Source organism: Guptibacillus hwajinpoensis (assembly GCF_020171785.1).
In the GTDB taxonomy this organism is placed as follows: domain Bacteria; phylum Bacillota; class Bacilli; order Bacillales; family Guptibacillaceae; genus Guptibacillus; species Guptibacillus sedimenti.
In genome coordinates this window covers 202,438-214,271 of the sequence record NZ_JAIVAE010000002.1, presented here as the reverse complement: position 1 = coordinate 214,271, position 11,834 = coordinate 202,438, and the positions used below count along the sequence as shown (strand labels likewise).

General features: G+C 40.6%; 15 protein-coding genes. 6 read left to right on the top strand and 9 right to left on the bottom strand.

The annotated features are described in order from the left end of the window. Positions 1 to 11: 11 nt before the first annotated feature. Positions 12 to 923: an NAD-dependent epimerase/dehydratase family protein gene (locus LCL91_RS01515; protein ID WP_224879370.1), complete on the bottom strand. Its 912-nt coding sequence runs from the start codon at positions 921 to 923 to the stop codon at positions 12 to 14. A gap of 101 nt (positions 924 to 1,024) precedes the next feature. Here LCL91_RS01515 and LCL91_RS01510 point away from each other — a divergent pair, with 101 nt between their 5' ends. After that, positions 1,025 to 2,212, top strand: coding sequence for an NAD(P)/FAD-dependent oxidoreductase (locus LCL91_RS01510; protein WP_224879367.1), 1,188 nt, complete (start codon positions 1,025 to 1,027; stop codon positions 2,210 to 2,212). 4 nt (positions 2,213 to 2,216) lie between these two features. On the opposite strand, the gene LCL91_RS01505 is transcribed toward LCL91_RS01510, so the two are convergent. Next, positions 2,217 to 2,939 carry an alpha/beta hydrolase gene (locus tag LCL91_RS01505; RefSeq protein ID WP_224879365.1) on the bottom strand — a complete coding sequence of 241 codons (723 nt, stop codon included), beginning with the start codon at positions 2,937 to 2,939 and terminating at the stop codon, positions 2,217 to 2,219. A 212-nt stretch (positions 2,940 to 3,151) separates the two neighbouring features. Between LCL91_RS01505 and LCL91_RS01500 the strand changes: the two genes are divergently transcribed. Then, positions 3,152 to 3,613, top strand: coding sequence for a TspO/MBR family protein (locus tag LCL91_RS01500; RefSeq protein WP_098443112.1), 462 nt, complete (start codon positions 3,152 to 3,154; stop codon positions 3,611 to 3,613). Positions 3,614 to 3,685: 72 nt separating this feature from the next. Continuing rightward, positions 3,686 to 3,865, top strand: coding sequence for a YjzD family protein (locus LCL91_RS01495; protein ID WP_098443111.1), 180 nt, complete (start codon positions 3,686 to 3,688; stop codon positions 3,863 to 3,865). Positions 3,866 to 3,916: 51 nt separating this feature from the next. On the opposite strand, the gene LCL91_RS01490 is transcribed toward LCL91_RS01495, so the two are convergent. Further along, on the bottom strand, positions 3,917 to 4,105 hold the full coding sequence (locus LCL91_RS01490) for a YjzC family protein (protein WP_098443110.1): 189 nt from the start codon (positions 4,103 to 4,105) through the stop codon (positions 3,917 to 3,919). Positions 4,106 to 4,276: 171 nt separating this feature from the next. Here LCL91_RS01490 and LCL91_RS01485 point away from each other — a divergent pair, with 171 nt between their 5' ends. Both LCL91_RS01485 and LCL91_RS01480 read left to right on the top strand, forming a co-directional pair. Next, positions 4,277 to 5,071 carry an undecaprenyl-diphosphate phosphatase gene (locus LCL91_RS01485; RefSeq protein ID WP_224879362.1) on the top strand — a complete coding sequence of 265 codons (795 nt, stop codon included), beginning with the start codon at positions 4,277 to 4,279 and terminating at the stop codon, positions 5,069 to 5,071. Positions 5,072 to 5,197: 126 nt separating this feature from the next. Continuing rightward, entirely contained in the window at positions 5,198 to 5,887 is a 690-nt protein-coding gene (locus LCL91_RS01480) for a Crp/Fnr family transcriptional regulator (protein WP_224879360.1), read from the top strand. A gap of 360 nt (positions 5,888 to 6,247) precedes the next feature. Here LCL91_RS01480 and moaD read toward each other — a convergent pair whose 3' ends face one another. From moaD to LCL91_RS01460, 4 genes are read right to left on the bottom strand one after another with little or no spacing between them, the layout of a single operon-like run. After that, on the bottom strand, positions 6,248 to 6,481 hold the full coding sequence (gene moaD / locus LCL91_RS01475; protein ID WP_224879358.1) for a molybdopterin converting factor subunit 1: 234 nt from the start codon (positions 6,479 to 6,481) through the stop codon (positions 6,248 to 6,250). Continuing rightward, positions 6,478 to 6,939: a molybdenum cofactor biosynthesis protein MoaE gene (locus LCL91_RS01470; RefSeq protein WP_224879356.1), complete on the bottom strand. Its 462-nt coding sequence runs from the start codon at positions 6,937 to 6,939 to the stop codon at positions 6,478 to 6,480. Before LCL91_RS01470 ends, moaD begins: the two co-directional genes overlap by 4 nt. Further along, positions 6,939 to 7,445 carry a molybdopterin-guanine dinucleotide biosynthesis protein B gene (mobB, locus tag LCL91_RS01465; RefSeq protein WP_224879354.1) on the bottom strand — a complete coding sequence of 169 codons (507 nt, stop codon included), beginning with the start codon at positions 7,443 to 7,445 and terminating at the stop codon, positions 6,939 to 6,941. Before mobB ends, LCL91_RS01470 begins: the two co-directional genes overlap by 1 nt. Next, on the bottom strand, positions 7,439 to 8,698 hold the full coding sequence (locus LCL91_RS01460; protein WP_224879352.1) for a molybdopterin molybdotransferase MoeA: 1,260 nt from the start codon (positions 8,696 to 8,698) through the stop codon (positions 7,439 to 7,441). Before LCL91_RS01460 ends, mobB begins: the two co-directional genes overlap by 7 nt. A 142-nt stretch (positions 8,699 to 8,840) precedes the next feature. Here LCL91_RS01460 and LCL91_RS01455 point away from each other — a divergent pair, with 142 nt between their 5' ends. After that, positions 8,841 to 10,520 carry a LysM peptidoglycan-binding domain-containing protein gene (locus tag LCL91_RS01455; RefSeq protein WP_224879350.1) on the top strand — a complete coding sequence of 560 codons (1,680 nt, stop codon included), beginning with the start codon at positions 8,841 to 8,843 and terminating at the stop codon, positions 10,518 to 10,520. A gap of 73 nt (positions 10,521 to 10,593) precedes the next feature. On the opposite strand, the gene LCL91_RS01450 is transcribed toward LCL91_RS01455, so the two are convergent. Both LCL91_RS01450 and LCL91_RS01445 read right to left on the bottom strand, forming a co-directional pair. Then, positions 10,594 to 10,914 (bottom strand): metal-sulfur cluster assembly factor, encoded by a 321-nt coding sequence (locus LCL91_RS01450; protein ID WP_098443103.1) that lies wholly within the window; start codon positions 10,912 to 10,914, stop codon positions 10,594 to 10,596. Positions 10,915 to 10,995: 81 nt separating this feature from the next. Continuing rightward, complete coding sequence (locus LCL91_RS01445; protein WP_224879349.1) at positions 10,996 to 11,763, bottom strand: prolyl oligopeptidase family serine peptidase; 768 nt, start codon at positions 11,761 to 11,763, stop codon at positions 10,996 to 10,998. Positions 11,764 to 11,834 lie beyond the last annotated feature (71 nt).

Below are 11,834 nucleotides of genomic sequence, written 5' to 3'. Positions count from 1 at the left end.
AGTCAGTGAAATTACGTTAAGTAGATTGAAGGATCAAATGCGATCATTTTTTCAGTGTGCAGACGCTGTTGGTGCAGTCCTTCTTCAATAGACGTGATGTTGGTAAAACCAAGCTTACTTGCACATTGTTTGTTTGAAATCCCACACATTAATTTCTTCTCACCATGTGAGTCTATTGAATCTCCTATACACCATTCGACCCCTCTTTGCCATTCTCCTTCTCTTCCACTCGTTAGATTGAACGTTTCTGACTGTTCACGCCGTAATGCAGCTTGATAAATGGACTCACAAACGTCTTTTACATAGACAGCATCGAAATGAGCGTTTATTCCTTCTTCCTCATAGTTAAGTGGAAGCTTATGATGTAAGAAATAGTGTTGGAAAACATGATGGGACGGTTGCCACGGACCATATACAAGCGGCAGACGTAAAATTTTTACGATATCACTTTTTCGATTCAGAAGAATGTGTTCCTCTGCTGATTTTAGCTTTCCAACATTCGAATGAGGATGATGAGGCGTTCGTTCCGTAATACTTCCATATCGTGTACCAAATACCTCTGTACTCGATAAATGAACGAGCACTTTTCCTTTGGAAACTTCCACTACGCTTCGAGTACAATTCAGACTATTTTCAATCATTTTTGAACCTTGTTTCATATTTGTAATTTTTGGAGAACTAAGGTGAAAAATCGTATCACAGTCTTTTGATAGATGATCTAAGGAAGCTTCCTCAATCCGACTGTTTATTTGTTTGTAATTCGCGTTTCTCAGAAGCATCATTTCTTTCATCTCATATTCAGCTTTTCTTCTTTCTTCTACTTTCCCATCGATTCCTACGACTTCAATTCCTTTATTTAAAAGAAAATCGCTTAAATGATAACCAATAAACCCTAACCCACCCGTTATAAACACTTTCTTCATATTCCCACCTCAACTTCTTTAAGAATACTTTTCTTTCAGTACGATCATTCTAATAGCGTCACGTCATCATTGTCGCTGATTGAAAAGGGAGGATTTTCATTATGGAGCTACATCATGGAAATTTATTTTGGCCAACAACTGTAGAAAAGGCACGATCATTTCCAGAACTTACAACTAACATGACATGTGATGTGTTAATCATTGGTGGAGGAATGTCAGGATCGATTATGGCAAGAATGCTTGCAGACTACCATATCAACACGGTTTTAATTGAAAAAAATACGATAGGATCTGGAAGTACTTCTGCGAACACTGGTCTGCTCCAATTTTCGAATGATGCCATGTTAATAGACCTTATCGACCGGTTCGGAAAAGAAAAAGCGGTCTATTTCTATAAGCTTTGTTTAAAGGCAATTGATGAACTGGATAAGTATAACGCCACTTTAAAAGAAAAAACTGATTTCAAGCGGGCGGAGAGCCTTTATTTCGCAAGTAATGAACACCATGTTAAAAAACTGAAAAAGGAGTACGATGCTTTAATAGAACATGGTTTTAACGCTGATTATTTGGATTCCACTGCTATTGAAAACCTCTACTCCTTCAAGGCACCTGCGGGAATCTACACGAAAGCCGAGGCAGAAGTAAATCCCTATAAATTCGCCCTAGCTCTTGCAAGTCATGCAGCCGATCTCGGTGTTAACATATTTGAACATACAGAAGTGCTTTCACATCAATTTCATAACAAAGAACTGATTTTCCAAACTGAAAAGGGAGAAATTCGTACGAAACACGTTATCTATGCAACTGGCTATGGAACACAAGAGTTTGCCAAAACAAAAGGCGCCCTACTAGAGCGCACTTATACTATCGCAACAGAACCCATTGATCAATTTCCTGGTTGGCACAACCAATCACTGATTTGGGAAACGGATCGTCCATACTACTATTTAAGGACAACGCCAGATCGCCGTATCCTTATTGGCGGATTGGATGCCACTTTAAATAAAAAAGAAAAGCTAGAACAGCAAGGTCAGCAATTGTTAAATAAACTCCATGAACTGTTTCCTTCCATTGAAACGTCAATTGCCTTTGAATGGAGTGCTATCTTCGGCTCAACGAAAGACGGTCTCCCCTACATTGGGAAGCATCCCAAATATGACGGCGTCTATTTTATGCTTGGTTATGGTGGAAACGGTACAGTTTACAGTATGCTTGGTGCTGAAATCCTTAAAGATCTTATTTTATACGGGCATCATCCAGCAATGGACATTACAAGGCTCAAGCGTTAGTTCCTTAGAGCTTTTCATGTTCTTGAAAAAAGCGAACCATTTTTTTACCTAGGGATCGATAACTATCGCTTAATAGAGCAAGTTCAATGGGATAGCCAATCTCCCTCTGAACACGTTCATACACTCGAATTTGTTCAAGCGAGTATGGACTTTTAAGTGAATGATGCCATACTTTAATCGGACAAGTAGACGTTATCATTTCTTTTTCTTCTATTTTAGAAATGACCTCTTCACTTTGAATTTCATAGGCTCGAGCCATTTCCTTTACTAACCTTTTATAAAAGAGCCGATTCAGCTGTTCTTGGTGAACAAGACTTTTCACATCAAAACAAGGATTGAATAGTGCGGCTGAACGAATGAGGGGTTGACGATTGTTCAAAAAAGCATTTGCAGCAAGAACCCCCATTCCTTCTGCGACGACATGGATCCTCGGATTAAGAATTTCTTGTTTATGCACTAGATTATAGATTCTTTCTGTTAATTTCACAGCTTTTGGTGAACCCCAGTGCCGACCATACAAGTTGCTTGTGTATACGGTATAGCCCGCATCAAGAAAATCAGCAATCATTCCTTGACGGGTGTGATTTTGCAACCAAAAACTTGTATTATCATCTACAAAATGAGTTAGACCACCTATTATGAAAATGCCAAACCCGTTAGGCCGTTCAGGGACGAGAACGATCGTCCACTCCCCGTCTAATTGATAGGCTCGTTTACGAATACACATACTCTCCCCTCGCCCTTTTATCACTTTCTGTATAACGTATGCAAGTGGCATTTGGAAGAAAGGGTGAAGTGCCTATTTAGCGGGAATTTCCCCTTTTCACTTACTGAAAAATGATAAAAACCCCTTCCACCATTATATGTTCCGTTTTTCCAACTATACCTTTGCATGAGTTAGGATATTTTTGGGTATTGAAAAGAAGGTGGTGATAAAGAATGAAAAAATCAACTATTCTCGTTTTTGTAGCTGTGTACCTTCTTTTTAGTATTTCTGGTTTCCTATTTCCTTTTGACGCCGATTGGTATACCTCGTTATCAAAGCCCGACTGGACACCAGACGGTTCCGTAATCGGCATGATTTGGGCAATTCTTTTTGGTTTCATCGCATTGTCGACAGCGATTGTCTACCAAAAACGCGGCTTTGATCGCCATAATAGTGAGTACATTTCACTGCTTGGTATTAACTACATATTGAATCAAGCGTTTAGTTACTTGCAATTTAATCTTCACGCACTGTTTGCAACCTTTATGGATGCACTGTTTATCGCAATTACAACGCTCATTCTTATCTTTCTTGCAGGCAGACAAAATCGAGTCGCAGGCTGGTTATTAGTCCCTTATTTCCTTTGGACATCCTTTGCGACTTATTTATCGTGGCTAATTTATTCGATGAATTAAAATTCATAGATGAACGGGATCGTTTTGTGGTATGATATTCGATAGAATACGTTTACAAATGAGGTGAATTTCGTGCGTTTTTTATGGGCAATTATTTGGGGTTTTCTACTGAGTAATATGATTTTCTACGTACTTGCATCCATGCAAGGTGGCCATTATGAATTTGGAGCCGCATCTCTTTTTGGAGTAGCTATAGCCGTAGCGGCAATGGTAATAGGAGAAGGTCTCATCTCCGATCCTGCTGAACAGTAAAAACAAGCGCCTTTTGCGGCGCTTGTTTTTTTGTGCAATCTTTGTTTGCTATTAGTGATGCGGTTTAGGTTCCCTTGACCACTTCCGATTTTGATTTGAACATTCAGGAAACGCCTCACCGGCACGAAGTTCAATTTGTTTCGGATCTTTCACCATTCCACCTGTCTCTCCGATTTCAATGTATACGCCATTGTTTGGCGCTTTTTGCCCAGGTGTAAACTGACGATTTTCTCCGCCCATACATCCCCCTCCTTCCACTTGTCTAAATTTGCCCCCTTTATCAGCATTCATCAGCGAATACTCTTTTATGTAACTTGACGAAAAATTTCCCTTTACAAAAATGGAAGGACTGGTGTTTAATGGTTACATGTGTCAATTTATCTTGTAACAATTACTGGAGGAGCATTACTCATGGAACTGTTGGAATTACTTAAATACGCTTTTCTTGGTTTACTACAAGGCTTCACTGAACCAATTCCAATCTCATCAAGTGGACATCTTGTTATAGCACAAAAAGTATTTGGACTAGAAATTAAAGGACTTAGTTTCGAAATTTTAATGAACTTTGCCTCATTGCTTGCAGTTCTTCTTATTTACCGCAATGACCTAATTCGCCTCACTTCTCACGGGGTACGCTACGTTGTCTCTCGAGATAAAGAGTCCAAAAGCGAATTTATGTTCATCGTTTACCTTGTCGTTGCAACGATTCCTGCAGCGGTTCTCGGCTTACTCTTTGAAGATTTCATTGGTGAACAATTAAAAGGTCTTAAAGTAGTAGGAGCTACCTTGATTATTACGGGTATCGCGCTATGGCTTATTCGTAACTTGCGCGGATCAAAAGGCGAATCCGCTCTCAACTTTAAAGATGCGCTAATTGTAGGGCTAGCTCAGGCTGTCGCCTTAATTCCTGGGATTAGTCGTTCTGGTGCAACGATTGTAGCTGCCATGGGACTTGGAATGAAGCAAGAAACTGCGCTACGCTTTTCTTTCTTATTGTTTATTCCAGTAAGCGTAGGGTCGATGATTCTTAGCATTGGCGACCTTCAATTTGGCGATATGCTTATCCCTTATATTGTAGCCTTCTTATTATCCCTTACAGCTTCGTACTATTCTTTAAAGTGGTTTATGAATATTATGGCTCGAGGTAATTTAATTTATTTCTCCATTTATTGTTTTATCGTAGGAGCACTTGTCCTTATTTTCTAACCGGCTAATGCCGGTTTTTTTATATGCGTTATAACATAGAATATGACAACTACAAGGAAATGATGGTTGTAGTGGAGAAAGGTAACGTGGGATAATAGTACGTAAATTGATCCAGGGAGGCTGAAAATGAAAAAAGATACGATCAACTCTGATGCACTAAAAAAGTGGATTGCTGAAGAAGGCGAATCAATTTCATTTCAAAAAGACGAACCACTTTATATGGATGGGATGAAAGCGGATCGGCTTTTTCTTATACAGTCTGGAAACGTGCGATTAAACAAACTGACCTCCGAAGGCAGAGAACTAACGCTTCAAATTTGTCAGCCTGGTGATCTTATCGGAGAACTTGCGCTTTATACAGGGCAGCTTAACTTTTCTGCAAATGCCTGGGCGGTTGATAAAGTGAAAGCTACATTCGTTAAACAGGCCCACCTTGAAGAAACATTAACCACCGATGCCACCCTCGCCACACAGTTCATGAAATTTATGGGTGAAAACTTTAGAAAAAACCAATCTAAGTTCCGAGATCTATTGTTACATGGAAAAAAAGGAGCTCTCTACTCTACTTTAATTCGTCTATCCAATACATACGGCGTCAAAAAAAACGACGACATCCTAATCGACATTCCCCTGACCAATCAAGAATTAGGCAACTTCTGCGGTCTTACAAGAGAAAGCGTCAACCGTATCCTAAGCGAACTAAAAAAAGCCAACATTGTCTCAGTCAAACAAGGAATCATCACCATCCACAACCTCGAATTCCTCCGCTGCGCCATCCACTGCGAAGACTGCCCAATCACGATTTGTAGGTTATAAGAAAAGCGGAGACGAGCGTTTAGAAACGGAGATATTGGAACTCTTGAACTAGAACACGCCCTTTGTGTTCTGGTGAAAGAGTGAAATATCGCAGTTTCTGCGAGTCGTAGCTGGATCTCGCAAAAAGCGGAAGTGGGCGTTTAGACACTCGGTCACTGTAGCTGGATCTCATGTAAAGCCGAGCGAATCGCTAATATCACACCCTTTTCGCCCATCAATTCCGCGATATTTTAAATAATTCCGCGATATTCTGATTTATTCCGCGAATTTGGTTGATAATTCCGCGAAAACACGAATATATCCGCGAAACGCCTCAAACACCTTCTCAAACAAAAAACACCCATTTGGGTGTTTTGATACTTAGCCTCCACTAACCGGTGGAATAAACGCGACAACATCGCGATCGTTTATGATTTGATCTTCTTCCGCATACTCTTCATTAATCGCTGTCATCGTATTAGCAAGAGAAAGCTCAGGATAATCCTCTATCAGTTTTTGTTTCAGCTCAGAAACAGGGAGCTTTGATTCAGAGCGCTCTACCTTTTCCAAACCAAGTTGTTCCTGCTGTTTTGCAAAGAAAAGAACAGTAATCATTCTTTCTCCTCCTTCGGTGCTCCATTTTTGTATGCCGTATTTTCAAGCTGATCTCCTATCCATTCTTGCCCATCCGTCCAGTATTCCTTTTTCCAAATTGGGACTATTTCCTTGATTCGCTCAATCGCATAGCGACTTGCTTCATAACTTTCTGCTCGATGAGGGGATGCGACAGCAATCACAACAGCAATATCACTAATAGCTAATTTTCCGATTCGATGAACAATCGACGTTTGGACATTCGGCCACTGCTCGCGAATTTCTATTCCGATTCGTTTCAGCTGTTTTTCAGCCATAGAAGGATAGGCTTCATACTGTAGCGAAACGGTCTGCTTTTCACCAGTAAATTCTCTAACCGTGCCAATAAACGTGTTGATTGCTCCGGCTTCAGGACGGATCACGCTAGTTATGACTTGATTAACATCAATCTCTTCAGAAGTTATCTTATAATATTCCATTAATACCCTCTCCTAACATGCTTCAACACATCTTCTATACAGTCGTTCATTCGATCATATAAGTAGCTATGATCAACCGAAACATCGTGAGCTTCTTTCACAATCGTTCCAATGATATTAGTTTTGTTTAACAAGTGAAGATCATCTTTATTTCTTAAAAGCACAATCTTTGGATAGCTCTCTTCTTTGAACCCTTCCACTAAAATAAAATCAAGATCAAATGAATCGTATAAACGAATTAACTGTTCAAGTTCCCATTCGCTTCCCTGCGTTGCATGAATGGATACCATTCCGCCGCCGCTAACCCCCGTGACAACGGCTCCAGCATTCCGATGGCGTCCTGTATCTTTTTTCTCATCATATACGTCAGGTGTTCCGTGTCCATGATGCTTAATCACGCCAACCTTTATGCCGTGTGATGACGCTTGTTCAATCAATTTTTCAGCAAAAAGCGTCTTCCCGCTATTTTGGTAACCTACAACCTGAATCACCGGCGTTTTTACCACGTAGCTGATCCATTCTCACGAAGATGGAGTAGTTCGACTGTATCTCCAGCCTCGAATCCACGTGTTCCTCCTGGTAATACGACAAAAGCATTTGCTTCGGCCAGAGAGGTCACGCTTCCTGATTTATCAAGTCCCGTTGGTTTCACATAAAGTCGACCGTTTTTCTCCTCTACTCTACTTCGGACAAACCTTGTGAACGGGTTAGGTTTTGGAAAGTTCATTAATAGCTCTCCCTGGCTTTTCATGCGATAAGGATACTTCGAAAAGAGCGCACGCTTAATGATGGGTCTTGCAAATAACTCAAAGCCTACAAAACAGGCAGAAGGATTACCTGACAGACCAAATAGTAATTTCCCATTCCATTCAGCAACCGTCGTCACACTACCCGGTCTCATACCTACTTTATTAAATAACACCGTGGCCCCTAATTTCTCATAGATCGCAGGAAGGTAATCATAATCCCCAACCGATACGCCTCCTGTTGTAATGAGAAAATCTACTTTTGTCAACGCAGCTTTGATTGATGAAAAACTCGTTTCAAAGTTATCCTCTAATTTTCCAAAGTAAAGCGGTGTTGCTCCCGCCTCCTTTACCTGTCCTTCGATCATAGGTGAATTACTATTCCGTATCTTTCCTGGTTGAAGCGCTTGATCAGGATCCAATAGTTCTGTACCAGTAGCGTATATACCTACTTCAGGTTTACGAGCAACTGGAACGTTTGCATATCCAAATGTTGCAAGAAGCGCCTTCACGCCAGGCGTAATGAGACTCCCTTTTTCAATAAGTACGGTTCCTTCCTGTGTATCTTCTCCACGTAAAGAAAGGTTGTCTCCCTTAGCTACTTTTCGCTTCACCTGAATGAATGGCTGACCTTCTTCCTCGATTTCTTGAACAAGTTCAAGCATGATCACTGCATTCGTCCCTTCAGGTATAGCGGCCCCCGTCATAATACGAATCGCCTCGTTTTTCTGAGGGACTTTGGAGGCCACAGTGCCTGCTCCAATTTCTTCAATAACTTTCAATGTAATTGGGTTATCTTTCGAAGCTTCATATGTATCTTCCGCTCGGATCGCAAAGCCATCATAAGGGGAACGATCAAATGGTGGCACATCATGATCGGCTTTGACGTCGACTCCGAGATGGCGCCCATCGCTCTCTTCTAGTAGCACTGTTTCAAGCGTTCCTTCATAGGAGAGGTTCATTACCTTTTGAACAGCTTCTTCCACTGTGATTGGTTTTCTTCTCTCGACCATCATCTCATCTCCATCTGTTCACAATTTCCTTTTCATTGTAACAAAAATTCGCTCATTTCGTTTAAATGGAAAACTCGAATGAATAAAGAAGGCCGTGAATAGATTGTTAGTGATGCATCTTATATGGAAAGGAGTGATGATCATGCCTCAAAAAGAATATTGGGTTAAGCCTGGCGATACGCTGCTTAAAATTGCAGAATCGCACGATCAATCCGTGAACGAAATCAAGCAAATGAACCAGCTTAATTCAAATATCATTTACGTTGGACAAATGCTACGCATCCCCTCTTCTTCAACTAACCATACGTATACCGTGAAACAGGGTGATACATTATTAAGTATTTCAGAAGATTACCGTGTTCCAGTTGAAGAAGTTAGAGAGCTAAATCAACTGCCATCTAACCTTATTTATGTTGGTCAGCACCTTGAACTGCCACTAAACCGTTCTCGATCAATGCGCATTGACTATACAGTAAAAGCAGGAGACAGTCTATACACCATTGCCAAAAATTATGGTACGACCGCTCAAAGTATTCAGGTGTTGAATGATTTAACATCAGATGCGCTCTCCATAGGTCAAACATTGAAAATTCCAGTATATACAGAAGTCGTTGTAAAAGCTGACCGAGCGAACGTAAGAACTGGCCCAGGCAAAGGGTATAACATCATTGCTCAAATGAGAACTGGAGCAAAGCTTGCGGTTGAAGGTATTCGGGGAAATTGGTACAAAGTGCAGTTATATGATGGTACGACTGGGTGGATAGCAGATAGCCTCGTTACATTTAAAGCGTATGGAGATGAAAAGCCAGTATCGCGAATTATCGGTTACTATACGCTTGAAGAAGGCCCGTCGCTCCCTTCTTCTTATAAATCATTTGTTTCAAATCGATCCGACCTTTCTCAGCTAGCTCTGTTTCTTTTTCGGATCAGCCAGGAGAACCCCACAACAATTGAGAAGTTCGGCAAGTTTAGCGATAGAGAAATTGAGAAACTCGTGCAGCTTGCCCATGATCAAAACATTAAAATCATGCCTGTTGTGCATAACTTACTGTATAAAAGGGGCGACACCGAACCAAGTAAGAAGGTAGTTCAGACACTCGTTTCAAGCGAGGAAAACCGAAAAGCATTTGCAAAAAATCTCGTTAAATTAATCGAAAAATATAATTTTGATGGGGTCGATATTGACATTGAAGACGTCTATATTGAAGATGCGGATAAACTAACGCTTCTTTACCAGACAATCGGAGAAGAGCTTCGTAAAAAAGGGTATTTCTTCTCAGCAAGTGTTCCTTCAAGAGCTTCAGATGAACTCGTTAATCCATTTTCAGATCCATTTAATTATGCTGAGATTGGCAAAGCTGTTGATCAATTTATCGTGATGCTTTATAACGAATTTGGCTGGCCAGGTAGCCCTCCAGGTCCTGCCGTGACCGCCGGGTGGATGGAGAAAGTCATGACATATGCCAAAACGAGAATTCCTCCTGAAAAGTTAGTATCCGCTATTTCTGTGTTTGGTTTTGATTTTAATCTTGATAAAGAAAAAAGCACGTACGTCACTTATGATATGGCAATGAAGTTAAAAAAGAAGTACAACGCCGAAGTCGAATTTGATGAAGAACGGAAAACACCTTTCTTTCGCTATACAGATGAGGAAGGAAATAAGCACGAAGTCTGGTTTGAAAACGAACAGAGTATTGAAGCAAAAATTCGGTTAGCCGATGAACTTGGTGTCCAGGGTGTTGCCTTATGGCGACTTGGGATGGAAGACCCTGCGATTTGGAAGATGATTAGCGAAAAAATTGTCGTGGAACGCACAGAATAGAAACGTCATTTTACTATAATTGCTCACAAAACTTAAAATAAAAAGGAAGAGGGAGCCCCTCTTCCTTTTCTAATCATGTAATGCCAAGTGCGATTTTTGCATAACGTGACATGTTGTCTTTCGACCATGGTGGATTCCAAACGATGTTAACATCAGCATCGTTCACTTCCTCCACATCGGATAGTGCGCGTTTTACATCGTTAACAATTGTACCTGCTAATGGGCAACCCATTGCAGTTAACGTCATAACGACTTGAGCGACACCTTCATCATTAAGATCGGCTTCGTAGACGAGGCCTAGATTTACGATATCTATCCCAAGCTCAGGGTCAATGACATTCTCCAGAGCTTCAAATAATTTATCTCTCATTTCTTGATCTGTTTGATCAGACATTGAAATCTCTCCTTTCATACATGTGCTTCCAACTTTCATTATAACAAATTCAGATTTAACTTAAACCGAAAAGGCTTAATTCTATAAATGAGTTTTAAACCAGTCCACTAAAGCAAGAACAGCTTCTCGTGAAACTTTATGACCGGAAGTCTCATCTTTAATAAATTTAAGATGCTCTTCCTTCCCTTCATAGAGCGGTTTAATCTGGTGATAGAAATCATACGTAAGGGTATAAGGAACGACCTTATCTACTGTACTATGCCACATCATGAGTGGACGACCATCCAGTTTGTCTTCTTGTAAAGAAAGGTCATAAGACTGTAAACCTTCAATTTGTTTTCTCATTTCTTCTTCAGAAATCGGAAGACTGAATCCTTCTTCTTTCAAATAGCGAATTTGAGCGTTCGCCAGTTTAAAATAAGACGGCGACCCCATTAAGGAAACGGCTGTTTTAATCCAAGGATATTGCGTCAGCGCCCCAAATGTTAGTATGCCTCCCATTGAAGTGCCGGACATGCCAATTCGATCTTCTTGAACAAGATTTCGATCAACAAAGTGCTGTCTCAGTTGGTCAAGCTCCGTTAAGCTTTGAATGACAATTTCCCAAAACACATACTGACGCTTTTTCCCTGATAGATCATTTTCGCGTTCTCCGTGATGAACAGCGTCAGGAAGAAGTACGCGATACCCTTCTTCAGCTAGAAGGTAGGCAATATGTAGATTATGTTCTTTTGCGCTAGTAAAACCATGTTGAAACATAACGAGCGGAAGTTTCTCATCAGCAAGTTCACCGTCTACAACGTGTAGAACGGGTATATTCTCTATGTATTCATTTACAATTGTAATCATTAGCTTACCCCTTTCCTCTAGTAACCGTCCTATCTATCGTACCATTCATCTGGTTACATGAGAAATTTGAA

Coding starts and splice junctions, on each gene's coding strand:
- LCL91_RS01515 (WP_224879370.1), bottom strand. CDS start 923: ATGAAGAAAGTGTTTATAACGGGTGGGTTAGGGTTTATTGGTTATCAT.
- LCL91_RS01510 (WP_224879367.1), top strand. CDS start 1,025: ATGGAGCTACATCATGGAAATTTATTTTGGCCAACAACTGTAGAAAAG.
- LCL91_RS01505 (WP_224879365.1), bottom strand. CDS start 2,939: ATGTGTATTCGTAAACGAGCCTATCAATTAGACGGGGAGTGGACGATC.
- LCL91_RS01500 (WP_098443112.1), top strand. CDS start 3,152: ATGAAAAAATCAACTATTCTCGTTTTTGTAGCTGTGTACCTTCTTTTT.
- LCL91_RS01490 (WP_098443110.1), bottom strand. CDS start 4,105: ATGGGCGGAGAAAATCGTCAGTTTACACCTGGGCAAAAAGCGCCAAAC.
- LCL91_RS01485 (WP_224879362.1), top strand. CDS start 4,277: ATGGAACTGTTGGAATTACTTAAATACGCTTTTCTTGGTTTACTACAA.
- LCL91_RS01480 (WP_224879360.1), top strand. CDS start 5,198: ATGAAAAAAGATACGATCAACTCTGATGCACTAAAAAAGTGGATTGCT.
- moaD (WP_224879358.1), bottom strand. CDS start 6,481: ATGATTACTGTTCTTTTCTTTGCAAAACAGCAGGAACAACTTGGTTTG.
- LCL91_RS01470 (WP_224879356.1), bottom strand. CDS start 6,939: ATGGAATATTATAAGATAACTTCTGAAGAGATTGATGTTAATCAAGTC.
- LCL91_RS01460 (WP_224879352.1), bottom strand. CDS start 8,698: ATGGTCGAGAGAAGAAAACCAATCACAGTGGAAGAAGCTGTTCAAAAG.
- LCL91_RS01455 (WP_224879350.1), top strand. CDS start 8,841: ATGCCTCAAAAAGAATATTGGGTTAAGCCTGGCGATACGCTGCTTAAA.
- LCL91_RS01450 (WP_098443103.1), bottom strand. CDS start 10,914: ATGTCTGATCAAACAGATCAAGAAATGAGAGATAAATTATTTGAAGCT.
- LCL91_RS01445 (WP_224879349.1), bottom strand. CDS start 11,763: ATGATTACAATTGTAAATGAATACATAGAGAATATACCCGTTCTACAC.